Source organism: Agathobaculum ammoniilyticum (genome assembly GCF_025567315.1).
Taxonomy (GTDB): Bacteria; Bacillota; Clostridia; order Oscillospirales; family Butyricicoccaceae; genus Agathobaculum; species Agathobaculum ammoniilyticum.
Genome location: NZ_JAOQJE010000002.1, coordinates 45,418 through 70,225, shown reverse-complemented (window position 1 = coordinate 70,225; position 24,808 = coordinate 45,418). Strand labels below are relative to the sequence as shown.

Below are 24,808 nucleotides of genomic sequence, written 5' to 3'. Positions count from 1 at the left end.
CTCATTCTCCTTTTCTGCGAATCTCAGTCTTGCCGCCCATATACGGCTGAAGCGGCTGCGGGATAGCCACCGAGCCGTCCGCGCGCAGGTTGTTCTCCAGGAACGCGATCAGCATGCGCGGCGGTGCGACAACCGTGTTGTTGAGCGTATGCGCGAAGTACAGTTCCTTGGCATCCTTGCCGCGCACGCGGATGCCCAGACGACGCGCCTGCGCGTCGCCCAGGTTGGAGCAGGAGCCGACCTCGAAATACTTCTTCTGGCGCGGTGACCACGCCTCCACATCGCACGACTTGACCTTGAGGTCGGCCAGGTCGCCCGAGCAGCACTCCAGCGTGCGCACCGGAATCTCCAGCGAGCGGAAGAAGTCCACGGTGTTCTGCCACAGCTTGTCGTACCACATCGGGGATTCCTCCGGCTTGCAGACCACGACCATTTCCTGTTTTTCAAACTGGTGGATGCGGTAAACGCCGCGCTCCTCTATGCCGTGCGCGCCGACCTCCTTGCGGAAGCAGGGCGAATAGCTGGTGAGCGTCTGCGGCAGGGTATCCTCGTCGTTAATCGAATCGATGAACTTGCCGATCATGGAATGCTCGGAGGTGCCGATCAGGTACAGGTCCTCGCCCTCGATCTTGTACATCATGTTCTCCATTTCCTTGAAGGACATGACGCCTTTGACCACGTCGCCGTGGATCATAAACGGCGGGATATAGTAGGTGAAGCCGCGGTCGATCATGAAGTCGCGCGCATAGGACAGGATGGACGAATGCAGCCGCGCGATGTCCCCTTTCAGGTAATAGAAGCCGTTGCCCGACGTCTTGCGGGCAGCATCCAAGTCGATGCCATCAAAGGATTCCATGATATCGACGTGATACGGTATTTCATAATTCGGAACAACGGGGTCGCCGAACTTTTCGATCTCCACATTTTCCGAGTCATCCTTACCGATCGGCACGGACGGATCAATGATGTTCGGAATGACCATCATACGGTTTTTGACTTCCTCGGCAAAGGTCTTTTCATCCTCTTCCAGCCTTGCCATCTCGTCCGCCATGGCCTTGACCTCGGCCTTGACCTGCTCGGCTTCGTCCTTCTGGCCCTTTGCCATCAGGCCGCCGATCTCCTTGGACTTTTTGTTGCGCATGGCGCGCAACTCGTCGCAGCGGGTCTTGGCGGCGCGGAATTTGGCGTCGAATTCGATGACCTCGTCAACGAGCGGCAGCTTTTCGTCCTGGAACTTCTTTTTAATGTTCTCTTTCACCGCGTCCGGATTCTGTCTGACAAATTTGATATCCAGCATTTTACGTTACTCCTTTTTATTCTTCTGTTGTTAAATCCTCTATTTGCTTTTGCACGGCTTCAAATAATTTGTTGATATCCGAGCCGAACGAATTTTCCGCTGCGCGGCCGAGCAGACGTTCTGCACCGTATTTTTCCACCAGCGCGTCGTATTCCCGCACCGCGTCCTCCGTGTTTTCCGATAAAAGCTGTGCGCTGATGCGCGCCAAGCCGGCGTATACGTCGCGTTCCTCCATGCGCAGCGTAGCGGCGGCGACCACATCAGTGTGCGCCAGCTCGCTGTCGAGCGCGCTGCGCACACCGTCCAGCGCCTTGCTCTGCGCGTCGAACTGCTTTTGCAGGTCTTCCATTTTCTGTGTCGCGCCCTGCGCGACCGTTTGCTGCTCGGTCAACTGGTTAGTCAGCGTGTCAAGCTGCCTGTCCGCGCGAGCCTGCGCGATATAGCTGATTAAAATCAGCGCGAGCGCCACGGTAAACAGGCCGATGATATAAAAGGTAAGCGTCGTGCGGCTGAGCTTTTTTTCCGGCTTGGGCCCGTCCGGCGTTTTTTTCTGCTCGTCCATGTTTTCCTCCTTATACGCGCAGGCTGCGCAGCGCTTCAATCAGGCGTTCCAGATCGTCTGATCCATAATATTCCAGCGTCAAGGTGCCGCTTGTTTTCCCCTGCTGGATGCTGACCTTGCGGCCGAGCACACTTTCCAGTTCCCGCGCGGCTTCGGACAGGTAATCCACGGAAAAAACGGCGCTTTCGGTCTTTTGCACCGGCTTTTTGTTCAGCTTTTTCGCCAACGCCTCGGCCTGCCGCACGGTCATGCCGGCCATCTGTCTGGCCGCTTCCACACGTTTGTCCGCTTCGGACACTGCCAGCACGGCGCGTGCATGACCGCCGGACAGCTTGCCCTCACTGACCATAACACGTACCTCGTCGGGCAACGCCAGCAGGCGCAGCGCGTTCGCTACCGCTGGACGCGATTTGACCACGCGGCGCGCGACCTCCTCCTGCGTCAGCCCGAACTGCCGCATCAGCAAGTCATAGCCCTCGGCCTCCTCGATAGGATTGAGGTCCTGCCGCTGCAGGTTTTCGATCAGGGCCAGCTCCATGATCTCGCTTTCCCGCGCTTCCAGCACCATGGCCGGTATCTCCTTGAGTCCCGCCATCCGCGCCGCGCGCCAGCGGCGCTCACCGGCTATGATCTGGTAGTAGCCGCTCTTCTCCCCTGCGCGCACGGTGATCGGCGTGATTACGCCGTGCAGGCGGATGCTCTCCGCCAGCTCCTCCAACGCGTTTGGGTCGAAGACCTTGCGCGGCTGATTGGGATTGGGCTCGATTCTGGAAAGGGAAAGTTGGGTGACGCCGCCCGCCGCCGCGCCTGCGGCGCTCAGGTCGGTGACATCGCCGCCGAACAGATTGGACAGGCCGCCGCCCAGTCCCCTTTTGGTCGATGACATCACACTCTCCCCTTTTCCTGCTTATTCTTTTTCAGTATTTCATCCGCGAGGGAAAGATATGCTTCCGCGCCGCGGCACATCCGGTCGTAATCCGTGATCGGCTTGCCGTGGCTGGGCGCTTCGCTCAGGCGCACGTTGCGCGGCACAACCGACGAGAATACCTCGCCCGGAAAGTGCTTTTTTACCTCTTCGACCACCTGGATGGACAGGTTGGTGCGTCCGTCAAACATGGTCAGCAGCACGCCTTCCAGCGCGAGCGACGGATTCATGCTCTTTTTCACCATACGGACGGTTGTCATCAATTGGCTCAGGCCCTCCAGCGCGTAATATTCGCACTGCAGCGGCACCAGGAAGCTGTCCGCCGCGCAAAGACAGTTGAGCGTCAGCAGTCCCAGTGAGGGCGGGCAGTCAATGAAAATATAATCGTATTCTTCCCTGACACGATCGAGCACGCCCTTGAGACGGTTTTCCCGTCCCTCCATCATGATGAGGTCCAGCTCCGCACCTGCCAGGTTGACATTTGCGCCGATCAGGTCGACCCATTTGGTCGATACAATGGCGCTTTTCACATCCGGCTCATCCGCGACGATCAGATCATAGATCGAGGTCTTCAAAGAGCGCGGATCAACGCCGAAGCCGGACGTTGCGTTTCCCTGCGGGTCAAAGTCGCACAGCAGTACGCGCTTGCCACGCTCGAACAACGCAGCCGCAAGATTAATGGCCGTGGTCGTTTTGCCGACGCCGCCCTTTTGATTGGCGAACGCGATGATTTTACCCATAAGCGTTTTTCTCCTCGGCTTTCCCTTATTTTCTTACGGGTTTTATTATAGCACAACACCAATCAAAAGCAAAGAAAAAACAGCAATGTTTCACATGAAACAACCCAAGATTTTTGTTTCACGTGAAACACTGCCGTATTAATATTAAAATTAGTTGCAGCGGGCATGCGGAATGCAGATAGTAAGCGTCAGCCCGTCGTCGCTTTCCTGCTGCTCAACGGTCGCACCGATACCCGCGTCCACCATAACGCCGACCGCGCGGTTGAGCGTATTCAGGAAAAAGCGAACATCTTTAATCAGCCGGATCACCTTGCGCTCCTGTCCCGACGGCGTTTCCTTTTCCTTTAGCAGGGTATCGATATACTGTTCCGCGCGGCTGACGTTCAGATCATGCTCGATAATAAACTTGGTCGCGTTGATCCGATCCTCCTCCTGTTCCAGACGGAGCAGGCAGCGGGCATGCCGCTCGGTCAGGTTCGCGCTGCGGATCATCTCCATATTCTGCGGCGAAAGGCGGAGCAGGCGAAGCTTGTTCGCCACCGCCGACTGTGTTTTGCCAACCTTGCGCGCGGCTTCCTCCTGCGTCAAGCCGTATTGGTCGATCAGCCGCTTGAAACCGTTTGCTTCCTCAAAAAAGTCCAGGTCGCGCCGCTGCAGGTTTTCCACCAGCGCAATCGCGGAGGAATCCTGCGAATCCGCAGCGATTACCAGACAGGGTACTTCATTCAGTCCCGCCACGCGGGCCGCGCGCAGCCGGCGCTCTCCCGCGACCAGCTCATAGCCGCCGTTCGGTGCGCGCCGCACGGTCAGCGGATTGAGTACCCCATATTGACGGATGCTTTCCGCAAGCTGGGCAATCGCCTCAGGATCAAAATATTTACGCGGCTGGTTGGGGTTGCGCGCAATATCGCTCACGCGGATGCGACGCAATGTACGATCCTCTTTTCCTGTCACAAGTGTCAAAACCGACATCAAATTCATTACCTCCTTATGTCCTTTGGTAATAGATTACCATATTATTACATTTTGACAAGGAAAATCGACCGCAAAACTTTGCTTTTTCGACCGTTACCAGTCATTTCCTACCAGAAAACACACATTTCCGTGCATTTTCGGACAAAAAATAACCCTCTGTTATTTCTTAACAGAGGGTTTACATTTTGTAATTACAGGGGGTCGGTCTGTATTTTTTTGAAGCGGCGGGGGTAACGGTCGGGCGTATCCTCGAGCTTCTGCAGGCGGACCATCGTGCGCTCTACTCCGGCATGCGGCACGGTATAGTGCAGCAGCTCGGCGGCGGGCGCGCCGAGCACAGCGAACGCATGCGCAGCCGAACCGACCTCATCCATGCAGTCCGCGGCTTTCATGGCATAGAACGCGCCTCCCACTCTGACCATCGGCAGGGTCAGCTCGCACAGCACACGCAGCTCGGCAACCGCACGCGACACCGCAACATCGAACGCGGCGCGATGTGCTTTGGCGAACTCCTCCGCCCGCGCGTGGACAGCGGTGCAGTTGGACAGGCCGAGCGCCGCGATTGTCTCCTGCAGGAAATCGACACGCTTGCGCTGCGCGTCCAGCAGGGTAAACACCGTGTCCGGACAGAGGATGGCGAGCGGCACACCCGGGAAGCCCGCGCCCGTACCAACGTCCAGCACGGTCTGGCCAGCCGGCAGATAGGGCGCGAGTACCGCGCAGTCAAGGAAGTGCCGCGTCACGACCTCCGTGGGATCGGTCACTGCGGTCAAGTTCATCACCCGATTTTTTTCCAGCAGGAGGTCGGAAAAGCGTAGCAATTTTTCCACAGACTGTGGAGAAAAAGAGAGGGAAAGCTGCTTAAGTCCGTCCTCCAGCAGCATGCGTTCGTTCATGCGTTCCCTCCTTTCCACCGTGTTTCCATATAGATCATCAGCGCCGTGATATCCGCAGGCGAAACACCCGATATCCGCGCAGCCTGTCCGAAATTGAGCGGCTTGACCGCGTTCAGCTTTTGCCGCGCCTCCAGGCGGATCGAATCAATCGCGCTGTAATCCAGCTCAGGCGGCAGCGGACGGCTCTGCAACTTACGATACTGCTCCACGTCGCGCTCCTGACGGTCGATATAACCCGCGTATTTGATGCGGATCTCGACCTGCTCCCGAATGACCGCCGGCAGCGCCGGCCGGTCGGGATCAAACGGCGCAAGATCGGCATAACACAGCTCGGGGCGGCGCAGCAGGTCAATCAGCTTGCAGCCCGCCTTGAGCGGCGCGCTGTTCTTCCCCGCGAGAAAGCCGTTGAGCGCATCCGTCACCGGCACGCCCACCGACGCCACGCGGTTGATCTCCTGCTGTACCTGCTCATATTTGCGCCGCACGCGCGCGCCACGTTCCGGCGGGTTCAGCCCCACGCGCACGCCGATGGGTACCAGGCGTTCGTCTGCGTTGTCCTGCCGCAGCAGCAAACGGTATTCCGAGCGCGAGGTCATCATCCGGTACGGCTCGTTCGTGCCGCGCGTCACCAGGTCGTCGATCAGCGTGCCGATATAGCCGTCCGCACGGTCAAGGATAAGCGGCTTCTCTCCCTTGAGGCACAGCGCGGCGTTGATGCCCGCGATCAAACCCTGCGCGGCGGCCTCCTCATAGCCGGAGGAGCCGCAGAACTGCCCCGCGCCATACAAACCTCTGATTTTTTTCGTTTCCAGCGTGGGACGCAATTCCAACGGATCGACGCAGTCATATTCAATAGCATAGGCCGGCCGCATGATCTCAGCATGCTCCAAGCCCTTAACCGTATGCAGCATATTGCGCTGCACGTCGAACGGCATGGAGGAGGAAAAGCCCTGCACATAGATCTCCTCCGTCTCAAGCCCCATCGGCTCTAAAAAAAGCTGGTGGCGCGGCTTATCCGCGAAGCGGACGACCTTGTCCTCGATCGACGGACAGTAGCGCGGGCCGACCCCCTCGATCCTGCCGCCGTACAGCGGCGAGCGGTTCAGGTTCGCGCGGATGATCTCATGCGTCCTGCCGGTCGTATAGGTCAGGTAACAAACCGCCCGGTTTTCCGGCGGCTGTTCGGTATCGAACGAAAAGGGGATGATCTCCTCCTCCCCCCTCTGTAGTTCCAAGCCGGAAAGGTCGATCGAACGGCGATGGATGCGCGGCGGCGTACCGGTTTTGAAGCGCTGCAGCCGCAGGCCGAGCGCACGCAGCGACTCGGTCAGCGGGCCTGCCGCCGCCATTCCGTCTGGTCCGCTTTCCCGCGTATAGTCCCCGATAATGATGCGGCCGCCCAAAAAGGTGCCGGTTGCGATGATGACTGCCCTAACCGGATGGCACGCGCCGATCGCGGTCGTAACCGCGCTGACCGCGCCGTTTTCGGTTTCCACCGAAACGACTTCGTCCTGCATGAGCTGCAAGCCCTCCTGCTGTTCGAGCGCATGCTTCATATACGTTCTGTATTGCACGCGGTCAGCCTGCGCGCGCAGTGAATGTACCGCCGGCCCTTTCCCACGGTTGAGCATACGGTACTGAATGCAGGCCGCGTCGGCCGCGCGCGCCATCTCTCCACCCAGCGCGTCAATCTCGCGCACCAGATGTCCCTTTGCCGTGCCGCCGATCGCCGGATTGCAGGGCATATTGCCAACCGCGTCCAGGTTGATCGTAAAGCAGGCGGTCTTCATGCCAAGGCGCGCCGCGGCCAGCGCGGCTTCAATCCCCGCATGCCCCGCCCCGACCACGGCAACGTCGAACGGCTCAGACGAAAAAAGCATGACGCACAATCCTCCTTTTCTGACCGGATGGTCCTGTAAAATACAGCAAAGCGTCCGTATTTCTGTGTTTTATTTTGTACATAGCTGTTGATAACTCTGTGTAAACTTGGGATAACTTCTGCCAAATGTGGATTCTGTTAAATACATAATATTATTTTTATATTATAATATACAGATCGTATTCTCTTATAGAAAGCGGCAAACGCAAACAGGGCCGCTGCCTCAGCAGCGGCCCTGCATTTCCATCGGGCGGCCGGTTTATTTACCGACACAAAAATCGCTGAAGATGCGCGAGACGACAGCCTCGGTCACGGTTTCGCCGGTGATCTCGCCCAGCGCGGCGATCGCGCCCTCCGCGTCCATCACAACGGCGTCGGGCGTCATTCCGGACTGAGCGGCGTACAGCGCGGCCTCGCACCGCTCCGCAGCGCGGGCCAGCGCGGCGGCCTGGCGGGAATTGGTGATCAGCGCGCCGTCAAACGCGCCGTCGCCAAAGCCGACCGTTCTGGGGATCAGGTCGAGCAGCCGCTGCAGGCCCTCCCCCGTCTTAGCGGAAAGGGGTACGATATGCAGGAAATGCTTTTTCAGCAGCTTTTCCTCCAGCCGGCGCGGCAGGTCGTCCTTATTGACCACCGCGATCGCCCGATGCCCCGCGGAACGCGCGAGCACCAGCATATCCTCGTCACCCAGCGGGCGGGAGCCGTCGAACACCGCGAGGATCAGAGCAGACGCCGCAGCCTCCGCCATCGCGCGGTCGATGCCCGCCTGCTCGATGGGATCGTTCGTATCCCGCAGGCCAGCCGTATCGGTCACGCGCAGCAAAAGCTGGCCCACTTTGACGTTCTCCTCGATCAGGTCGCGCGTCGTGCCGGGAATATCGGTCACGATCGCACGCTCCCGTCCCAGCAGCGCGTTGAGCAGCGTGGACTTGCCCGCGTTCGGCCGCCCCAGGATCACACAGGGGATGCCCTCCCGCAAGATACGCCCGCGCTCATAGCTTTCCGCCATGCTGTACAGGCGGCTGGTCGTGCGGTGGAGCAGCGCGGCCGCGTCCTCGAACAGCACGGGGTCGATATCCTCGTCCGGAAAATCCACAACCGCGTGGAAATGCGCAACCATACCGATCAGCTCGTCCCGCATTTCCTGCACTGGCGAGCCGACCGCGCCCATGATCTGCGCGGCCGCATTTTGAGCGGCCTCGGCCGTGCGCGCGGTAATCAAGTCGTGAACCGCTTCGGCCTCGGAAAGCCCCATTTTGCCGTTGAGGAAAGCTCGTCGGGTAAACTCGCCCGCTTCCGCCTGGCGGACGCCCTGCGCGAACAAAGCGTCCAGCCCGAGCTGCAGCACCGCAGTCGAACCATGGCACTGTAATTCGGCCATAGGCTCGCCGGTATAGGTGTGCGGCGCGTGCAGCGCGACCGCAAAGCAGCAGTCGACGACCTTGCCATTTTTATCCCGTAGCGTGCCGTAAACCAGCTTCTGCGAGGGAGCATCTACCAGGCTTTTCCCGTTTTTCGCATCAAAAACCGCGGCGGCCGCTTCAATCGCCCGTTCGCCCGATACCCGAATCAATCCGATCGGACCGCCCGCGGATGAAATGGCGGCAATGGTATCGTTCATCAATGCTATCCCCCAAGAAAATCAGTGATGCGGGCGATAGCTGCTGTCAGGCGCGATCACCACGCGGCGGCCGGGTTCGGTGCCGGTCGAATAGGTCGTCACGCCGTTGAAATCCTGCAGCGCGGCATGGATGATGCGGCGCTCGTAGGGGTTCATCGGCTCGAGCGTCATCGAGCGATGGGACTTGACGACTTTCATCGCCATTTTGCGCGCCAGGCGTTCCAGGCTTTCCATCCGCTTGACGCGATAGTTCTCGGTATCCACGGACAGGCGGACATGCTCGTCCAGCGCGTTGTTCAGCACCAGCGAGCCAAGGTACTGGATCGCGTCCAGCGTATCCCCGCGGCGGCCGATGACCGGACCCATATCCGGTCCGGAAATCTCAATGCGGAGCTGGTCGCATTCGACCTGCGGCAGAATGGTGACCTTGCCCTCCACACCCATTTTTTCCAGCAGGCCGGCGACGAAATCCGTCGCCAGAACCTCGGCCTTTTTCATGCATTCCTCGGAAACCGGAATCAGCTCGCGCTCCTTGGGAACGGACGGCGTGATGGGATGCTCCTCACGCGGGCGGCGCTCCCGACGCTCGCGGCGCGGACGGTCCCCGCGCTCGCGGCGTTCGCGGCGCGGCGGGCGCTCCACCTCCAGCTTTTCCGGCACGAAGTCTGCGGGTGCGGCCTTGACCAGACGGGGCGTATCGTCATCCGTGGTGATGGAGAGCTTTTCCGGCTTCTCTTCCTTTTTCTTTTCCACAGGGGTGTGGACAGGTTCGGCCGGCTTTACTGGCTCGTCCGGCGCCTCATAGGTCACGCGGACGCGGGCCGGCGTCGCGCCGATGCCCAAAAAGCCCTTTTTGCCATTATCCAGCACTTCTACCGAAACGTCGTCCCGATCGAGGCCGAGCTGCTTCAAAGCGGCCTGGATCGCGGCGTCGCGGGTCTCCCCGGTCGTTTCAATGAATTTCTGCATGGTTTATTTGTCCCCCTTTTTCTTTTTGGCTTCCAGGGACTGCTGCCGCTGCGCTTCCCGATTGGCGATGCGCTTGGCTTCCTTGGCGGCCTCGATGCGCGCGGCTTCCTCCGCCTCTTTCTTTTCACGCTTGCCGCGCAGGTACTTGGTCAGGATGATCTCCTGCACGCAGGAGAACACGTTGTTGAAAATCCAGTAGATGCCGATGGCGCCCGGCAGGATAAAGCCGAAATACAGCGACATCAGCGGCATCAGCAGGTTGAGCATCTTCATCTGGCCGGCGGCGGCGTTGCTCGGCATGTTCTGCATCTTCTGCATGACATAGCTGGACAGGAACGCGGTCGCACCCGACAGGATCGGGATGATCCAGATAAAGCCGGGATCGGTGATGGACGGCGTCTGCGCCAGGTTCAGGCCGAGGAAATGGAAATCGATATTGAGCAGTTCGCCCATACCGTCCGTGATTTTGGTGATGGCCTCAGGCCAGACGTTGCCTGCGCTCTGGAACATATCGCCCAGCTTCTCGGCAATTGTGATCTGGCCATAGTAGCCGGCAGTCGCGATATCCACGCCCACCTCGTTGGCCAGTTTAGCGATAACCTCGTCGCTGAAGCCCATCATGAACTTGAGCGGCTGCTGCACCGCGTAGTACAGGCCCATCATGATCGGCAGCGGGATGAACTGCGGCAGACAGCCCGACATAGGGTTAACGCCGTGCTTGTCATACAGCTTCTGCATCTCGTCGTTGAGCTTGACGCGGTTGTTGGCATACTTTTTCTGAAGCTGCTGCAGCTCCGCGTTGAGCGCGCTCATCGCAAGCATACTCTTTTTGCCCTTAATGGCAAGCGGTATGCAGATCAGCTTGACGAGCAGCGCGAACAGGATAACGGCAAGGCCGTACGACCCGACCGCCTTGAAGATTGCCAGCAGGATCAGGCCGAGTGGCCTGACGATAATAAGACCGAATGCTTCTCCCATTATAATCCTCCCGTAATCCGGCGGGGACGGCCGCCCCCGCCGGAAGGAAATTCAATTTTTCTCGCGCGCCGCAGCGCGCGGAGGATGGAAAACGGCCGCGCCGCCCCCTTTCCCCCTTACGGCACCGGATCGTATGGACCCCGTTTGGAAAACGGATGGCACCGCATGATCCGCTTGAAAGCCAGCCAGCCGCCCTTGAGCGCGCCGTATTTTTCGATCGCCTCGATCGCATACTGCGAGCAGGTCGGGATATAACGGCAGCAGGGCGGTCTGGCGGGCGAAATATGCCGGCGGTAAAAGCGGATCGCCGCCAGCATAAAGCGTTTCAAGACCGTGCTGCGGCGGACGGGTTCTCGCGGAGCGCCCGCAGCAGCGATTTTTCAATTTCCAAATAGGTCGCGCCCACCGCGCGGCTGCGCGCGACAAGCACGATGTCGATTCCCCTTGCAAATTCATTTTCATGCAAGCGGTAGGCTTCCCGAAACAGCCGCTTTACGCGGTTGCGCTGCACGGCCTTGCCCAGCTTTGCGCTGACCGTCAGGCCGAGCCGGTTGCGGCCCAGCTTGTTTTTGCGGCAGTACAGCACCAGATGCCTGCCCGCGGACGATGTGCCGCGGTGGTACAGCCGCCGGAATTCATGGTTTTCCTTTAAGGATATCGTATTTTTCATTTCTGAAACCCCTCGTTTTTCCGATGCCCCTGAAAAACGAACCTCTTTGCATCTAAGTACACTGCAAAGCCGGCGGACGCCCCTTTTTCCGCTCCGGCGGGCGCCGCCCAAACGATCTGCGCCGGTTTTCTGCTAAGAAAAAACGAACCGCTTACAGCATAAGCGGCTCGTTACGAACACTTCCGCGCCGCAGGCGCGATGAAAATAGAAAAGCAGGCTTTTTATCAAAACCTGCATGGAAGCTGTAGCTTCCAGCCAAGCTTACGCAGTGAGCTTAGCGCGGCCCTTCGCGCGGCGGCGGGCCAGCACCTTGCGGCCGTTCGACGTGCGCATGCGCTTGCGGAAACCATGCTCCTTGGAGCGCTGACGCTTCTTAGGCTGATACGTTCTCTTCATACTTCGAGCACCTCCCTGTTTGATGGATTTACGGATGGGCACCGGCATAGGTCCGGCGCATGACGCGGGCATATGCCGCTGCCTGTCCGCAGAATATGAGACAATAATTATTATCTTATAAAAAGCGCCGAATGTCAAGATTTTTTTATGTTTTCAGCCTCTTATCAACATCTTGGGGATTGGTAAAAAAATAGCACAATAATTGGGGTGGCAACAACGGCGAGAAGTTTGTTTTATCAACAATTTGCGTTGAATCCGCCGCCCGATTATGCTATTATAGAATTGTATTTATATCGACAGGAGGCGCCCCATGGCCAATAATATACTGGAAATGGCGCTCGAACGGCTGGAACCCAATTTTTCACCGTCCACCATTTCCGCCTGGTTTGACGATGTCACGGTTGTTTCTTTTGCGGACAACCGTTTGATTTTGCATTCCCCTGTACAATTCAAAAAGGAGATCATCGAGCAGCGGTTTATCGACCCGCTGCAGAACGTTCTGCAGGAGCTTCTCGGCGATCCGGTTTCGGTTGTGGTCGTGACCGGCGAATACACCGCGCCGACCGCCAGCTCCTCCCCTTACGACGATTATACTTTCGAGCGGTTCATCGTCGGCTCGTCGAACAAGTTCGCACACGCGGCCGCACTGTCGGTATCCCAGCATCCCGCTGCGGAAAACAACCCGCTTTTCATTTACGGCAACTCCGGTCTGGGCAAGACCCATTTGATGTACGCGATTGCAAACGTCATCCGCAAGACCCATCCGGAATTCCGCATCATCTACGTCAAGGGCGAGGACTTCACCAACGAGCTGATCACCGCCATCCAGGAGGGCAACGTACAGGCCTTCCGCAACAAATACCGCGTGGTAGACCTGCTGCTGCTGGACGACGTGCAGTTCATCGCTGGCAAGGAGCGCACGCAGGAGGAGTTTTTCCATACCTTCAACGCGCTGTACGAGGCGAAAAAGCAGATCGTCCTGACCTCCGACCGCCCTCCCAAGGAGATCAACACTCTGGAAGACCGCATGAAGACCCGATTCGAGTGGGGCCTGCTGGCCGATATCCAGCCGCCGGACTTTGAAACGCGCATCGCCATTATCCGCGACAAGGCCGGCAAGATGGGCGTGGCTCTGCCGGACAATGTTTCCACCTACATCGCGGAAAACATCCAGGCAAACATCAGGCAGCTTGAGGGCGCAGTCAAAAAAATCAAGGCCATGCACGAGCTGATGGACGAAGCGATCACCATTGAGCTGGCTGAAAACGCGATCGACGCGCTGCGCACGGAAAACCCCGGCCTTAACCCCACACCCGAGCGCATCATGGAAGCGGTCGCCAATTATTTTTACATACCGGTCGAGCAGATGATCTCGCAGAACCGCTCCAAGGACGTCGCCTATCCCCGCCAGATGGCCATGTACATGATCCGGCAGGAACTGGAATATTCCTTCCCCGATATCGCTAAAATATTCAAGCGCGACCATACCACGGTCATGCACGCCTGCAACAAAATCGAGGAGGAACGAAAAAATTCCCGCGAAACCGAGGACGTCATCAAAAAGCTGCACAACAACATCCGCGGGGAATAGGATTTTCCACAATTCCCTGTGGATTGCACAGCCTAAGCCCTGTGGAAAAAAATGCGACCCCCGCCGACTGTGGACGACAAAAAAACAATCCACAGCCTGCTGTGTACGTCATTTCCCGCGGGAAATCTCGCTGTACACCGTTTTTCCCCAATTTCCCCAGCCTCTACTACGACGATAAAAACCTATCCTGTTTTTTTGTTAGATTTCCGAAAAGAAAGAAGAATGCCCAATGAAATTCTCCTGTGAAAAAGAAACCCTGCTCAGCCTGATCGGCACCGCCTCCCGCGCGGTCACGGGAAAAAGCGCCATGCCGCTGCTGGAAGGACTGCTGATTGACGCCGCGCCCAATTCGCTCACCCTGACCGGCTACGACCTATCCATGGGGATCCGCACCACGGCCGAGGCCGACGTGATCGAATCCGGAAGCATCGTCCTCAACGCGCGCCTGTTTTACGATATCGTGCGCAAGCTGCCGCAGGACACAGTTTACCTGGAAACCGACGACAAGCTGCTGACCACCATCAAATGCGGCCGCGCGGTGTTCAACCTGATTGCGACTGAGGCGGACGAATATCCCGCGCTGGCCGAGGTGTCGAGCGAAACCGGCTTTTCTCTTCCCCAATCCATGCTCAAAAGCATGATCGCACAGACCATCTTTTCGGTTTCGGATAACGAATCCAAGCCCATCCATACCGGATGCCTGTTCGAGCTGGAGGGCAGCCGCCTGAACGTGGTCGCGGTGGACGGGTACCGCCTTTCCGTGCGCCGCGAAACTGTGGAGGGCATTTCCGGGGACATGAAATTCGTCGTACCCGGCTCCTCCCTGCGCGAAATTGAGCGCATCCTCACCGAAGAGGAGGGGGATGTCGAGATCTTTCCGGACCGGAAAAACATCCTGTTCCGCATCGGCGGCACCACGCTCATCACCCGCCTGATCGACGGCGAATTCCTCAACTACCGCGCCGCGATACCGGCCGAGTTCGAGCATGTGGTCAAGGCCGACCGGCATGAGCTGATCACCTGTATCGAGCGCGTGTCCCTGATCGTCTCCGAAAAGCTGAAAAATCCGGTGCGCTTCCACTTTGACGGCTCTTATGTGCAGATGTCGTGCATCACCGCGGTCGGCAAGAGCTATGACGAATGCGCGTTCGACGGGACGATCGACGAGCTGGAAATCGGCTTCAATAACCGCTATGTGCTGGACGCGCTGCGCGCCGCGGGAGACGACACCGTGCTGCTGCAGCTCAAAGGCCCGCTCAATCCGGTCGTCGTTTCCCCGCTGGAGGGGGACAAGTACACCTACCTTGTGCTGCCGGTGAGGCTGAAGGCCAATGACTGAAATCAGGATTGACACGGAATACATCAAGCTGGACGCGCTGCTCAAATTCGCGAACCTGACCGCCTCCGGCGGGGAAGCCAAGCTCCGCATCGCGTCCGGCGAGGTACAGGTGAATGGGCAGCCCTGCACCATGCGCGGGAAAAAGCTGCGATCGGGCGATACGGTGACGCTGAACGGCGAAACCGTTGCGATACGGAACGAAGAGGAGGGGACAGGCAATGGAGATCAACTATAACCAGGATGAAGCGCTGCTCCGCCGGTTCTATGAAAAAATTTATCCGTCGCTGCCGCTTTACCGGACGCGCAGACGGTCCTCGCTGCTCAAAGCAGGGATTATGGTGCTGGTGCTGGTGCTTGCCTATCTGCCGACCCGATTCGTGCTGTTCCTGGTCGGCATTGCGGCGGTGCTGTTCTGGTGGCTGCGCAACACGTTCGGCGGCATGAACGGCAGGAGGGTAGACAAGATCCTTAAATACTATCGGGAAGAATTCGGCAAGGAAAGCGTCCCCTGCACGGTCTGCTGCAGCGATAAGGAGGTCACGGTCGGCAACGACGGCCTGGTCCGCGACTATTTTCTGCCTTATGACGAGATTACGGGCGCAGTATACGACAGCGAGATCTTCTGCTTTACGACCAAGGACAACGCCTATTATTTCCCGCTTTCCGCCATTCCGGACGGTAAGGACGCGCTGCTCGGCCTGCTGAAGAGGAAAAACCCGTCCATCCAGGTGAGCGCGCTTTGAACGTTCACACGCTTGCGCTGGAAAATTTCCGCAATTATGAAAAGGCGCGCTTCGCTTTCGACCCGTCGGTCAACCTGGTCTGCGGCGAGAACGGGCAGGGCAAGACCAACCTGCTCGAAGCGGTGGCGGTCTGCTCGACCATGCGCCTGTTTCGCACGGCGCAGAAAAAAGAGGGCCTGCGCTTTGAGGCCGACCATGCGTTCATCCGCGCGGATTTTGCGGCGCACGATCGGGATTTTACCGTAGAGCTGCGCCTTTCGCGCGCCAAAAGCATGGAAATCTACAAAAACGGAGTGCGGCAGAAGCGCCAGGCGGATATGCAGGGGCTTTTGAAAACCGTTTTATTTTGTCCGGAGGATTTGATGCTGGTGCGCGCGGGCGCGGGCGCGCGGCGGCGCTTCCTGGATGTGGCGCTGTGCCAGCTTCGGCCCAATTACGCGCGTTATCTGGAGGAATACAACCGCCTGCACGACCACAAGACGCGCATCCTGCGCGACAGCGAGGAAAAACCCACCCTGCTGAACCTGTGGGAGGATTTCTCCCTCCGCATGGCGTACTTCGGCGCGCGGATCATCCGCTACCGCGCGTACTACTGCCGCAGGCTGCTGGAAGCGGCGGCGGCCGTCTACGCCGATATCGCGCCGCAGGAGGCGCTTTCCGGCGCGTATCAGACGGTTTCCTCGGTCACCGACCCGTTCGCGGACGCAAAGCAGATCGAGCAGCAGCTTGCCGCGCATGTTTACGCCCACCGATCCGCGGAGCTGGCGGCGAAAAGCTGCCTGTCCGGTCCGCATAAGGACGACCTGACGCTCCTGCTGAACGGCCGCAGCGCGGCCGCGTTTGGCTCGCAGGGGCAGGTGCGGACGTGTACGCTTTCCCTCAAACTCGCCGAGCGCGAGCTGTTCTTTCAGGAGGATGGGGAGTACCCCGTACTCCTGCTCGACGACGTGCTTTCCGAGCTGGACCGCCGGCGGCAGGATTTTGTCCTCAACCGCATCGCGGACGGACAGGTGATGATTACCTGCTGCGAGGACGGGATATCGGACAAGCTGCGCGCCGGCGCGGTTTTCCATATAAAAAACGGTAAAATTATTTGACCTTTTCGCGCTTTTCAGTACACAAATGAAGAAAAAAGTGGTATAATCTATAATAGAATGCCACGTTGGGGCAGGGCCGGTGGCGCATGCCAGGCACGGCGGGAGAAAACGCCGGCCGATGCATGCTCCATTGTGTTTTCTTCTGCCCATTTTTCGTGAAAACAGGGGTTTTTTATGTATCTGCATTTGGGACAGGATTATATCGTTCCCCTGCAGACCGTGGTGGCGGTGTTCGATATGGATACGGCGACCGCGTCCAAACGGACGCGTGGGCTGCTCTCCCGCATGCAGGAGGAGGGGCGTATCATCGAGCTGTACGAGGACCTGCCGCGCGCGGCCGTGCTGTGCGAGAACGCGCTGGGCGAAACGCTTTACCTGACCCAGCTTTCGCCGCAGGCGCTGCAAAGGCGCGCGGAAAAGGGGTATGCCGTATAACGCCGCGCATGAAGGAAGTATGTTACCGCAATTTCTCGAAAGGAAATCTGGAAATATGAGTGAAGAATTGGAAATTAAGGACGAGGTACTCGACCTGAAGGTGACCGACGCCTATGACGAGAGCCAGATCCAGGTGCTCGAGGGGCTGGAAGCGGTCCGCAAGCGGCCGGGCATGTACATCGGCTCGACCTCCGCGCGCGGCCTGCACCATCTGGTTTACGAGATCGTGGACAACTCGATCGACGAGGCGTTGGCGGGCTACTGCACCCATATCGAGGTCACGATCGAAAAGGGCGACATCATCCGTGTGGCGGATAACGGCCGCGGCATCCCCTGCGGTATCCATCCGCAGATGGGCATTCCCACGCTCGAGGTCGTGCTGACCGTGCTGCACGCGGGCGGCAAGTTTGACGGTTCGGGCTACAAGGTGTCCGGCGGCCTGCACGGCGTGGGCTCGTCGGTCGTCAACGCGCTGTCCGACTGGATGGAGGCCGAGGTGCGCGACGGGCATACCAGGCACTATATGCGCTTTGAGCGCGGCGTGACGGCCGTTAAAATGCGCGATACGCCCTGCGAGAGCGAAACCGGCACCACCATCCGCTTCCATGCCGATCCGGAGATCTTCGAGACGACCGAATTTGATTACGACGTGCTGGAAAAGCGCCTGCGCGAGCAGGCGTTCCTCAACGCGGGCCTCAAGATCACCCTGCGGGATGAGCGCGACGACGAGCCGGTGGAGGATGTGATGCACTACGAGGGCGGCATCCGCCAGTTTGTCGAGCATCTCAACCGCACCAAGACCCCTCTGCACGAGCAGGTTATTTATATGGAGGGCAGCCGCGATACCTCGATGGCCGAGGTCGCGATGCAGTATACGGACAGCTATAACGAGTTGATCCTTTCCTTTGCCAATAACATCAACACCACTGAGGGCGGCACGCATGAAACCGGCTTCAAGGCTGCGCTTACCCGCGTGCTTAACGATTACGGCAGGAAATATAAGCTGCTCAAGGACGACGAATCCTTCAAGGGCGAGGACGCGCGCGAGGGACTGACCGCGATTATCTCGGTCAAGCTGCAGGAGGCGCAGTTCGAGGGCCAGACCAAGACCAAGCTGGGCAACAGCGATATGCGCGCGCTGGTAGACACCATGGTGTCCGACAAGCTGATGACCTTTTTCGAGGAAAATCCGCAGGTCGCGCGCACCATCATCGAAAAGGCGCAGACCGCCGCGCGCGCCCGTGAGGCGGCCAAAAAGGCGCGCGAGCTGACGCGCCGCAAATCCGCGCTGGACTCGGCCTCCCTGCCGGGCAAGCTGGCGGACTGCATCGAAAAGGACCCCACCTATACCGAAATCTACATCGTGGAGGGTGACTCCGCGGGCGGCTCGGCCAAGGAGGGCCGCGACCGACGGCACCAGGCTATCCTGCCGCTGTGGGGCAAGATGCTGAACGTGGAAAAGGCGCGCCTGGACCGCGTATACGGCAACGACAAGCTCACCCCGATGATCACCGCGTTCGGCGCGGGCTTTGGCGATGATTTCGACCTGTCCAAGCTGCGCTACGGCAAGATTATCCTCATGGCTGATGCCGACGTGGACGGCTCGCACATCCGCACCCTGCTGTTGACCTTCTTCTTCCGCTTCATGCGGCCGCTGATCGAGCACGGGCATGTGTATATCGCCCAGCCGCCGCTGTTTAAGAACGAAAAGGGCAAGGATGTGCGTTATACCTATACGGAGGAGCAGCAGCGCACCTGTATTGCCGAGATGGGCGACAATGTGCGCGTGCAGCGCTACAAAGGTCTGGGCGAGATGGATCCTGAGCAGCTTTGGGAAACCACCATGGATCCGGCAAACCGCACGCTGCTGCAGGTGACGATGGACGACGCGGCCGCCGCGGACGAGACGTTCGCGCTGCTGATGGGCGAAAAGGTCGAGCCGCGCCGCGAATTTATCGAGAAAAACGCGAAATACGTAATGAATCTGGACGTATGATGCGGTTTTCGGCAGGCTGTACCGTATCAGGCCGGCCGGTCAATAACGCCAACATTTTCGGAGGCATAGAATGAGTCAAGAATACGAACAGCAGAAAATTTTACAGGTGGACCTGGAAAAGGAGATGCGCAAGAGCTATATCGATTACGCGATGAGCGTGATCGTCGGCCGCGCGCTGCCCGACGTGCGCGACGGCCTCAAGCCGGTCCACCGCCGCATCCTGTACGCGATGTATGAGGACGGCCTGACCTCGGACAAGCCCTACCGCAAGTCCGCGACCACGGTCGGTAACGTGCTCGGCCGCTATCATCCGCACGGCGACGCTTCGGTATACGACGCGCTGGTGCGCCTGGCGCAGCCGTTTTCCCTGCACTATCCGCTGATCGATGGCCACGGCAACTTTGGCTCGGTGGACGGCGACCCCCCGGCGGCCTACCGTTACACCGAAGCCCGCATGGCCAGGATCGCCAATCATATGCTGGCGGATATTAAGAAAAACACAGTGGATTTCGGCCCGAACTTCGACGAGGAGCGGCAGGAGCCGCTCGTGCTCCCCTCCCGTTTCCCCAACCTTCTGGTAAACGGCTCGTCGGGCATCGCGGTCGGCATGGCGACCAACATCCCGCCGCATAACCTGACCGAGGTGATCGACGGCATCTGCTATGTGATCGACCATCCGGAGGCCGAGCTGGACGAGATCTGTCAGTTCATCAAAGGGCCGGACTTCCCGACCGGCGGCGTCATCATGGGCCGCAGCGGCATCCGCGCGGCGTATGCCACCGGCCGCGGCAAGATCAAGGTGCGCGCCAAGGCCGAGATTGTCGAGCTGGCGAACGGCCGCAGCCAGATCCAGATCACCGAGATCCCGTACATGGTCAACAAGGCGCGCCTGGTTGAAGCGATGGCTAACCTGGTCAAGGACAAGCGCGTGGACGGCATCACCAATATTCAGGACCATTCCTCGCGCGAGGGCATGCAGATCGTGGTGGATATCCGCCGCGACGCCAACGCGCAGGTCATTCTCAACCAGCTTTTCACCTATACCCAGCTTGAGGATACCATTTCGATGATCCATATCGCTCTTGTGCCGACTGGCGCGGCGGGCAAGCTGCAGCCGCGCGTGCTCACGCTGCGGCAGATCATCGACCAGTATGTCGCGTTCCAGAAGGACGTGGTCGAGCGCCGCACGCGCTTTGATCTCAAAAAGGCGCAGGACCGCGCGCATATCCTCGAGGGCCTAAAGGTCGCGACCGATAACATCGACCGCATCATTCAGATCATCCGCGCTTCCAAAAACGAGGCCGAGGCCAAGGAAAACCTGATGGCCGAGCCGTTCTGGATCGACCAGATCGCCTTGCTCGGCATCGTGGACGGATCGGAGCATTTTGAGTTCCATCTGGACGAGCCGCAGGCACAGGCGATCGTGGACATGCGTCTGGGCCGTCTGTCCGGCTTGGAGCAGGAGAAAATCAATGATGAGTACAAAGAGCTGGAGGGGCGCATCGCCTCGTTTGAGGAGGTCCTGTCGTGCGACGCGAACATCCTCGCGGTGGTCAAGGACGAGCTGCAGGAGATCAAGCAAAAGTACGGCGACGAGCGCCATACCGAGATCGCCAACGTCGCGGACGAGATCGACATTGAGGACCTGATCGAGCAGCAGGACTGCGCATATACGCTGACCCATTTCGGCTATATCAAGCGCCAGCCGACCTCGGTTTACCGCGCGCAGCGGCGCGGCGGGCGCGGCGTTTCCGCGATGAGTACGCGCGAGGAGGACTTTGCCAAGGATATTTTCACCGCCTCGACGCATGACACCATCCTGTTCTTCTCCGACCGCGGCAAGGTGTACAAGCTTAAGGGCTACCAGATACCCGAGACCGGCCGCTCGGCCAAGGGCATGAATATCGTCAACCTGCTGGAATTGGAAAACGACGAAAAAATCACCGCCATGTTCCCCATCAAGGAATTTGCGGATGATAAATTCCTGTTCTTCGTCACCCGTCAGGGCGTCGCCAAGCGCGTGGTGCTGAGCGACTTGCAGAACATCCGGCGCGCGGGCCTGCGCGCCCTGAACCTGAACGAGGACGACGCGCTGGTCGATGTGCGCCTGACCGACGGGGAGCAGAATATCCTGATCGCCACGCATGAGGGCCGCGCGATCTGTTTTGACGAAACCGAGGTCCGTGCGATGGGCCGCACCGCGACCGGCGTGCGCGGCATCCGGCTGAACGAGGGCGACTATGTGGTAGGCGCGGCGCGCGCCAGAAAGGGCGCGTATGTGCTTTCCATCACGGAAAACGGCTACGGCAAGCGCACGCCGGTGGAGGACTTTACCATCCACCACCGCGGCGGCGGCGGAATGACGCTGCATAATCTGACCGCCAAAACCGGCCTTGTGGCGGGCATCGCGGTCGTGGATAATGAAAACGACGTGATGATTATAACGGACGACGGCGTAATTATCCGCACCGGCTGCGAGGAGATCCGCGAGTGCGGACGTGGCAGCCAGGGCGTTATTGTGATGCGCACAGGCGAGGATGTCAAGGTGATCTCGATTGCGCGCACGGATAAGGAGGAAGAGGAAGCTTCCGAGGAAGAAACGCAGGCGTAAGCTTTTTGCCGCCCCATTAGGGGCGGCTTTTCCTTTATTCGGAAAGCGAGAAAATTGTCCACATCCTTGTGGACAATTTTTATAAGCAGGCCGTCTGCTCTCCTTTTGGTAAATAAAAAAAGACCGTCTTTCCGAAGAAAAACGGTCTTTCTGTATCCTTTTTTGAAAAAACGTAACGGATTACTCTGCGGTGTAGGGCAGCAGAGCAATGTGACGGGCGCGCTTGATCGCCTCGGTCAGCTGGCGCTGGTGATGCGCGCAGGTGCCGGTCATACGGCGGGGCAGGATCTTGCCGCGCTCGGACATATACTTACGCAGCTTGCCGGCATCCTTATAATCAACGTGCTCGATTTTATCAACACAGAAAGCGCAAACCTTGCGGCGGCGACGGCCGCGCTGCGGGCGCTCTGCACGCTCCGGACGGGGCGTGAATTCCTTTTTGGTTTCTTCCATTGTCGCGTAACCTCCTCTTTGTTAGAATGGGACATCGCCGTCGTCGTCGGCCAGCTCCTGAAAATCCGAATCGCCCGCGGGCAGATCGAATGCGGGAGCAACCTGGGACGCGGCAGGCTCGGGCCGCATCTGCGATCCGTTATCATAGCCGTAACCGCCGCCTGCGTAGCCGCCGTTTGCTTCACGGGACTTTTTGGTTTCGCCGAAGGAAACCTCGTCGCAGTTGACCTCAATGGCCGTGCGGTTGTTGCCGTTCTGGTCCTGCCACTGGCGGGACTGGATGCGGCCGACTACGATCGCCATGACGCCTTTCGCAAACCACTGTGCAACGAATTCCGCCTGACGGCCCCATGCGACACAGTCGATGAAGTCGGTCTGACGTTCGCCGTTCGGGCCCTTGCGGTCGCGGTCGATCGCAAGGCGGAACGAACACACAGCCATATTGCTCTGGGTATGGCGCAACTCGGGATCGCGGGTCAAACGACCCATCAGAATCGCCTTGTTGAGCATTTCAGTTCACCGCCTTAGTCGTCCAGGCAGACGATGATGGAACGCATGATACCGTCCGTGATCTTGTAGATACGGTCCAGTTCAGCCGGAAAAGCGGGAGCGGACTCAAAACGGATCAGGGTGTAAACGCCCTCGGTCTGGTCCTCGATCGGGTACGCCAGACGGCGCTTGCCCCAGTCTTCCACTTCCACGTTCGTGCCGTTTGCCTCGACGAGAGACTTGAACTTGTCCGCAACAGCGGTAGCCGCTGCTTCTTCCAGCGTGGGGTTGACAATGAAGATCGTCTCGTACTTGCCAGAAATCTTTGCCATTTTCTTAGCACCTCCTTTTGGACTTTTGGCCCACATCCAATGATGTGAGCAAGGATACCTTACTATTATATCGAACAGGGAGAAAAAGTCAAGTAAAATCAAGAAAAAAACATTGACGAAACCGCAGAATCATGGTATACTAACAAGGCTGACAAGTTGAAATGCTTGCGTGGCTCAGTTGGTAGAGCAGCGCATTCGTAATGCGCAGGTCGCCGGTTCGAGTCCGGCCGCAAGCTCCAAAAACCCGTTATTTCCAAAGAAATAACGGGTTTTTTACTCTTTTCCAATAAGCTTTCTGAATACCTGACAGTGTCTCCTCGGGTTCCGATAATGCTTCTGCTGTTGGCAATTATGGAGCTTGTATGGTAAAATTATAATAGAGCAGAAAAAGAAACGGGAACAAAGGGTGCTTCTGATAGGTAGGGATAATATGCAGTATATCAGTCATTACCAGTCTCCCCTGGGGGAGATTTTGCTGGCCGCAGATGAGCTCGGCCTAACCGGATTATGGTTTGCGGGGCAAAAATATTTTGCGTTTTATCTGGACAAAGAGCGTGAGGAAAAGGAGATTCCGGTATTCGAACAAGCTAAAAAATGGCTTGCTATTTATTTCTCGGGGAAAGAGCCGGATTTCAAAATCCCGCTCCATTTTATCGGCACGGATTTTCAAAATGAGGTATGGGAAATCCTTTCCTCTATCCCTTATGGACAGACCACGACATATGGGGAGATCGCAAAGCAGCTCGCGGCCAGGCGCGGTTTGGAACGTATGTCTGCCCAAGCGGTGGGCGGAGCCGTTGGGCGAAATGAGATATCCATTATCGTCCCCTGCCATCGCGTTGTTGGAGCAAACGGCAGCTTAACGGGATATGCCGGCGGCATTGATAAAAAAATTGCCCTTCTCCAATTGGAGGGCGCCCTGAAGAAAGAGTATTTTGTGCCAAAACACAGTACGGCGCCTTAAAAGAAAATATAAGCGTCTTTCTGCATCATTCCTTTTCAAAGCGGAAACCGCGCCTCCCTTTTGTGGGCGGGCGCGGTTTTTTTATCGCGAAATCCGTATGCCTGCCCTTGCTTTGCTGAACGCCCCAACATATCAAAAAATATAGGCGGCGGGATTGACCACCAGAGGTCAAAAGGACAGGGATTTTAACGATATCATGACCGGACTGTGGTATGGCATGCGGCGGGGATGGGGAGTTATCCATAGGTATGGGAAAAATCAGAAAAAGGAGAGAAAAAATGCAGGAATTTTTTGACAAGGCAAATTTGCTGTGGGGCGCAGTGATCGCGGTTCTGACGTGGATATTTGGGGAATACTGGTTTGTGTTCCTTCTGTTCCTGGCGCTCAATGTGATCGACTGCATATACGGGTATGCAAAATCAAGGGCAACCCAAACGCTGTCGAGCGAGAAAGGGGCGCGCGGCGTTTTGAAAAAGGTCAGCTATTGGGTGATTATCGCAATTGCGTTCTCGGTATCGGGCTTCCTGATTTCACTGGGGGCGCAGCTTGGAGTTGATTTGGGCTTTCTGCAGCTTTTGGGCTGGTTTGTACTGGCGGTGTATATCATCAATGAACTGACCTCCATTGTGGAAAATATGGTGGCGCTGGGCATCGACGTACCGGAAATATTCGTCAAGGGACTGAACGCAGTGCGGACGGTTGTAAATGATGCGGGCGATCGGGTGATTCCGAAGGACAGCGGGGAAGAAAAGTAAAAAAAACGACAGAGTAGGATGTTTTTTTCAGGGGTAGACGGTGCCATCTTGCGCTTTGTGTACTGGCATGATAGAATAAGGACAAATCCTTATAA

General features: G+C 58.0%; 26 protein-coding genes and 1 tRNA gene. 11 read left to right on the top strand and 16 right to left on the bottom strand.

From position 1 onward, the window contains the following. Nucleotide 1 precedes the first annotated feature (1 nt). The 13 genes from serS to rpmH all read right to left on the bottom strand — a co-directional run bounded on the left by serS (nt 2) and on the right by rpmH (nt 11,908). The gene (gene serS / locus OCV66_RS02880) at nt 2-1,297 is read right to left on the bottom strand and encodes a serine--tRNA ligase (protein WP_054326582.1); all 1,296 of its coding nucleotides are present in this window, start codon (nt 1,295-1,297) and stop codon (nt 2-4) included. A gap of 16 nt (nt 1,298-1,313) precedes the next feature. After that, nucleotides 1,314-1,859, bottom strand: coding sequence for a hypothetical protein (locus tag OCV66_RS02875; RefSeq protein ID WP_054326583.1), 546 nt, complete (start codon nt 1,857-1,859; stop codon nt 1,314-1,316). A 10-nt stretch (nt 1,860-1,869) separates the two neighbouring features. Beyond that, nucleotides 1,870-2,745: a ParB/RepB/Spo0J family partition protein gene (locus OCV66_RS02870; RefSeq protein WP_054326584.1), complete on the bottom strand. Its 876-nt coding sequence runs from the start codon at nt 2,743-2,745 to the stop codon at nt 1,870-1,872. After that, nucleotides 2,745-3,524 (bottom strand): ParA family protein, encoded by a 780-nt coding sequence (locus OCV66_RS02865; protein WP_054326585.1) that lies wholly within the window; start codon nt 3,522-3,524, stop codon nt 2,745-2,747. Before OCV66_RS02865 ends, OCV66_RS02870 begins: the two co-directional genes overlap by 1 nt. A 150-nt stretch (nt 3,525-3,674) precedes the next feature. Beyond that, nucleotides 3,675-4,496 (bottom strand): ParB/RepB/Spo0J family partition protein, encoded by an 822-nt coding sequence (locus OCV66_RS02860; protein ID WP_054326586.1) that lies wholly within the window; start codon nt 4,494-4,496, stop codon nt 3,675-3,677. Nucleotides 4,497-4,690: 194 nt separating this feature from the next. Next, nucleotides 4,691-5,395: a 16S rRNA (guanine(527)-N(7))-methyltransferase RsmG gene (rsmG, locus tag OCV66_RS02855; RefSeq protein ID WP_147573753.1), complete on the bottom strand. Its 705-nt coding sequence runs from the start codon at nt 5,393-5,395 to the stop codon at nt 4,691-4,693. Further along, nucleotides 5,392-7,275 carry a tRNA uridine-5-carboxymethylaminomethyl(34) synthesis enzyme MnmG gene (gene mnmG / locus OCV66_RS02850; RefSeq protein WP_147573752.1) on the bottom strand — a complete coding sequence of 628 codons (1,884 nt, stop codon included), beginning with the start codon at nt 7,273-7,275 and terminating at the stop codon, nt 5,392-5,394. The genes rsmG and mnmG overlap by 4 nt, the downstream gene beginning before the upstream one ends. 258 nt (nt 7,276-7,533) lie before the next feature. Beyond that, nucleotides 7,534-8,895: a tRNA uridine-5-carboxymethylaminomethyl(34) synthesis GTPase MnmE gene (gene mnmE / locus OCV66_RS02845; protein WP_054326588.1), complete on the bottom strand. Its 1,362-nt coding sequence runs from the start codon at nt 8,893-8,895 to the stop codon at nt 7,534-7,536. Between the two features lie 21 nt (nt 8,896-8,916). Beyond that, nucleotides 8,917-9,864 (bottom strand): RNA-binding cell elongation regulator Jag/EloR, encoded by a 948-nt coding sequence (gene jag, locus OCV66_RS02840; protein ID WP_107631352.1) that lies wholly within the window; start codon nt 9,862-9,864, stop codon nt 8,917-8,919. A gap of 3 nt (nt 9,865-9,867) precedes the next feature. After that, on the bottom strand, nt 9,868-10,842 hold the full coding sequence (locus OCV66_RS02835) for a YidC/Oxa1 family membrane protein insertase (protein WP_054326590.1): 975 nt from the start codon (nt 10,840-10,842) through the stop codon (nt 9,868-9,870). 116 nt (nt 10,843-10,958) lie between these two features. Continuing rightward, the gene (yidD, locus tag OCV66_RS02830; protein ID WP_054326591.1) at nt 10,959-11,171 is read right to left on the bottom strand and encodes a membrane protein insertion efficiency factor YidD; all 213 of its coding nucleotides are present in this window, start codon (nt 11,169-11,171) and stop codon (nt 10,959-10,961) included. Beyond that, a complete protein-coding gene (rnpA, locus tag OCV66_RS02825; RefSeq protein WP_054326592.1) occupies nt 11,168-11,512 on the bottom strand; it encodes a ribonuclease P protein component in 345 nt (114 codons plus the stop codon). Before rnpA ends, yidD begins: the two co-directional genes overlap by 4 nt. A gap of 261 nt (nt 11,513-11,773) precedes the next feature. After that, nucleotides 11,774-11,908: a 50S ribosomal protein L34 gene (rpmH, locus tag OCV66_RS02820; RefSeq protein ID WP_054326593.1), complete on the bottom strand. Its 135-nt coding sequence runs from the start codon at nt 11,906-11,908 to the stop codon at nt 11,774-11,776. Nucleotides 11,909-12,218: 310 nt separating this feature from the next. Here rpmH and dnaA point away from each other — a divergent pair, with 310 nt between their 5' ends. The 8 genes from dnaA to gyrA all read left to right on the top strand — a co-directional run bounded on the left by dnaA (nt 12,219) and on the right by gyrA (nt 21,720). Beyond that, on the top strand, nt 12,219-13,499 hold the full coding sequence (dnaA, locus tag OCV66_RS02815; protein WP_107631351.1) for a chromosomal replication initiator protein DnaA: 1,281 nt from the start codon (nt 12,219-12,221) through the stop codon (nt 13,497-13,499). Between the two features lie 229 nt (nt 13,500-13,728). After that, nucleotides 13,729-14,838 (top strand): DNA polymerase III subunit beta, encoded by a 1,110-nt coding sequence (dnaN, locus tag OCV66_RS02810; RefSeq protein ID WP_107631350.1) that lies wholly within the window; start codon nt 13,729-13,731, stop codon nt 14,836-14,838. Then, nucleotides 14,831-15,073 (top strand): RNA-binding S4 domain-containing protein, encoded by a 243-nt coding sequence (locus tag OCV66_RS02805; RefSeq protein WP_107631349.1) that lies wholly within the window; start codon nt 14,831-14,833, stop codon nt 15,071-15,073. The genes dnaN and OCV66_RS02805 overlap by 8 nt, the downstream gene beginning before the upstream one ends. Continuing rightward, nucleotides 15,057-15,581, top strand: coding sequence for a hypothetical protein (locus OCV66_RS02800; protein ID WP_107631348.1), 525 nt, complete (start codon nt 15,057-15,059; stop codon nt 15,579-15,581). The genes OCV66_RS02805 and OCV66_RS02800 overlap by 17 nt, the downstream gene beginning before the upstream one ends. Next, a complete protein-coding gene (gene recF / locus OCV66_RS02795; RefSeq protein WP_054326597.1) occupies nt 15,578-16,678 on the top strand; it encodes a DNA replication/repair protein RecF in 1,101 nt (366 codons plus the stop codon). The genes OCV66_RS02800 and recF overlap by 4 nt, the downstream gene beginning before the upstream one ends. Nucleotides 16,679-16,852: 174 nt before the next feature. Further along, nucleotides 16,853-17,113: an extracellular matrix regulator RemB gene (gene remB / locus OCV66_RS02790; protein ID WP_054326598.1), complete on the top strand. Its 261-nt coding sequence runs from the start codon at nt 16,853-16,855 to the stop codon at nt 17,111-17,113. A 55-nt stretch (nt 17,114-17,168) separates the two neighbouring features. Further along, entirely contained in the window at nt 17,169-19,109 is a 1,941-nt protein-coding gene (gyrB, locus tag OCV66_RS02785; protein ID WP_054326599.1) for a DNA topoisomerase (ATP-hydrolyzing) subunit B, read from the top strand. A gap of 70 nt (nt 19,110-19,179) precedes the next feature. Then, nucleotides 19,180-21,720 carry a DNA gyrase subunit A gene (gene gyrA / locus OCV66_RS02780; protein WP_054326600.1) on the top strand — a complete coding sequence of 847 codons (2,541 nt, stop codon included), beginning with the start codon at nt 19,180-19,182 and terminating at the stop codon, nt 21,718-21,720. Between the two features lie 180 nt (nt 21,721-21,900). On the opposite strand, the gene rpsR is transcribed toward gyrA, so the two are convergent. From rpsR to rpsF, 3 genes are read right to left on the bottom strand one after another with little or no spacing between them, the layout of a single operon-like run. Then, nucleotides 21,901-22,173 carry a 30S ribosomal protein S18 gene (rpsR, locus tag OCV66_RS02775; protein ID WP_054326601.1) on the bottom strand — a complete coding sequence of 91 codons (273 nt, stop codon included), beginning with the start codon at nt 22,171-22,173 and terminating at the stop codon, nt 21,901-21,903. Between the two features lie 21 nt (nt 22,174-22,194). Further along, a complete protein-coding gene (locus OCV66_RS02770) occupies nt 22,195-22,683 on the bottom strand; it encodes a single-stranded DNA-binding protein (RefSeq protein ID WP_054326602.1) in 489 nt (162 codons plus the stop codon). A 14-nt stretch (nt 22,684-22,697) separates the two neighbouring features. Then, the gene (rpsF, locus tag OCV66_RS02765; RefSeq protein WP_054326603.1) at nt 22,698-22,994 is read right to left on the bottom strand and encodes a 30S ribosomal protein S6; all 297 of its coding nucleotides are present in this window, start codon (nt 22,992-22,994) and stop codon (nt 22,698-22,700) included. A 163-nt stretch (nt 22,995-23,157) separates the two neighbouring features. Here rpsF and OCV66_RS02760 point away from each other — a divergent pair. From OCV66_RS02760 to OCV66_RS02750, 3 genes are all read left to right on the top strand, one after another. Beyond that, nucleotides 23,158-23,233: transfer RNA gene (locus tag OCV66_RS02760), tRNA-Thr, on the top strand. 191 nt (nt 23,234-23,424) lie between these two features. Continuing rightward, on the top strand, nt 23,425-23,958 hold the full coding sequence (locus OCV66_RS02755) for a methylated-DNA--[protein]-cysteine S-methyltransferase (RefSeq protein ID WP_107632159.1): 534 nt from the start codon (nt 23,425-23,427) through the stop codon (nt 23,956-23,958). Between the two features lie 278 nt (nt 23,959-24,236). Continuing rightward, nucleotides 24,237-24,713, top strand: a complete 477-nt coding sequence (locus OCV66_RS02750) for a phage holin family protein (protein WP_082396878.1) — start codon at nt 24,237-24,239, stop codon at nt 24,711-24,713. Nucleotides 24,714-24,808: the final 95 nt, after the last annotated feature.

Excerpts from the sequence above, each read along its gene's own strand:
- OCV66_RS02870 (WP_054326584.1), bottom strand. The coding sequence starts at position 2,745 with ATGTCATCGACCAAAAGGGGACTGGGCGGCGGCCTGTCCAATCTGTTC.
- OCV66_RS02800 (WP_107631348.1), top strand. The coding sequence starts at position 15,057 with ATGGAGATCAACTATAACCAGGATGAAGCGCTGCTCCGCCGGTTCTAT.
- rpmH (WP_054326593.1), bottom strand. The coding sequence starts at position 11,908 with ATGAAGAGAACGTATCAGCCTAAGAAGCGTCAGCGCTCCAAGGAGCAT.
- dnaA (WP_107631351.1), top strand. The coding sequence starts at position 12,219 with ATGGCCAATAATATACTGGAAATGGCGCTCGAACGGCTGGAACCCAAT.
- OCV66_RS02835 (WP_054326590.1), bottom strand. The coding sequence starts at position 10,842 with ATGGGAGAAGCATTCGGTCTTATTATCGTCAGGCCACTCGGCCTGATC.
- OCV66_RS02755 (WP_107632159.1), top strand. The coding sequence starts at position 23,425 with ATGCAGTATATCAGTCATTACCAGTCTCCCCTGGGGGAGATTTTGCTG.
- gyrB (WP_054326599.1), top strand. The coding sequence starts at position 17,169 with ATGAGTGAAGAATTGGAAATTAAGGACGAGGTACTCGACCTGAAGGTG.
- dnaN (WP_107631350.1), top strand. The coding sequence starts at position 13,729 with ATGAAATTCTCCTGTGAAAAAGAAACCCTGCTCAGCCTGATCGGCACC.
- OCV66_RS02750 (WP_082396878.1), top strand. The coding sequence starts at position 24,237 with ATGCAGGAATTTTTTGACAAGGCAAATTTGCTGTGGGGCGCAGTGATC.
- gyrA (WP_054326600.1), top strand. The coding sequence starts at position 19,180 with ATGAGTCAAGAATACGAACAGCAGAAAATTTTACAGGTGGACCTGGAA.
- rpsR (WP_054326601.1), bottom strand. The coding sequence starts at position 22,173 with ATGGAAGAAACCAAAAAGGAATTCACGCCCCGTCCGGAGCGTGCAGAG.
- mnmE (WP_054326588.1), bottom strand. The coding sequence starts at position 8,895 with ATGAACGATACCATTGCCGCCATTTCATCCGCGGGCGGTCCGATCGGA.
- serS (WP_054326582.1), bottom strand. The coding sequence starts at position 1,297 with ATGCTGGATATCAAATTTGTCAGACAGAATCCGGACGCGGTGAAAGAG.
- remB (WP_054326598.1), top strand. The coding sequence starts at position 16,853 with ATGTATCTGCATTTGGGACAGGATTATATCGTTCCCCTGCAGACCGTG.
- OCV66_RS02860 (WP_054326586.1), bottom strand. The coding sequence starts at position 4,496 with ATGTCGGTTTTGACACTTGTGACAGGAAAAGAGGATCGTACATTGCGT.
- mnmG (WP_147573752.1), bottom strand. The coding sequence starts at position 7,275 with ATGCTTTTTTCGTCTGAGCCGTTCGACGTTGCCGTGGTCGGGGCGGGG.
- OCV66_RS02865 (WP_054326585.1), bottom strand. The coding sequence starts at position 3,524 with ATGGGTAAAATCATCGCGTTCGCCAATCAAAAGGGCGGCGTCGGCAAA.
- jag (WP_107631352.1), bottom strand. The coding sequence starts at position 9,864 with ATGCAGAAATTCATTGAAACGACCGGGGAGACCCGCGACGCCGCGATC.
- OCV66_RS02805 (WP_107631349.1), top strand. The coding sequence starts at position 14,831 with ATGACTGAAATCAGGATTGACACGGAATACATCAAGCTGGACGCGCTG.
- OCV66_RS02770 (WP_054326602.1), bottom strand. The coding sequence starts at position 22,683 with ATGCTCAACAAGGCGATTCTGATGGGTCGTTTGACCCGCGATCCCGAG.
- rpsF (WP_054326603.1), bottom strand. The coding sequence starts at position 22,994 with ATGGCAAAGATTTCTGGCAAGTACGAGACGATCTTCATTGTCAACCCC.
- rsmG (WP_147573753.1), bottom strand. The coding sequence starts at position 5,395 with ATGAACGAACGCATGCTGCTGGAGGACGGACTTAAGCAGCTTTCCCTC.
- OCV66_RS02875 (WP_054326583.1), bottom strand. The coding sequence starts at position 1,859 with ATGGACGAGCAGAAAAAAACGCCGGACGGGCCCAAGCCGGAAAAAAAG.
- rnpA (WP_054326592.1), bottom strand. The coding sequence starts at position 11,512 with ATGAAAAATACGATATCCTTAAAGGAAAACCATGAATTCCGGCGGCTG.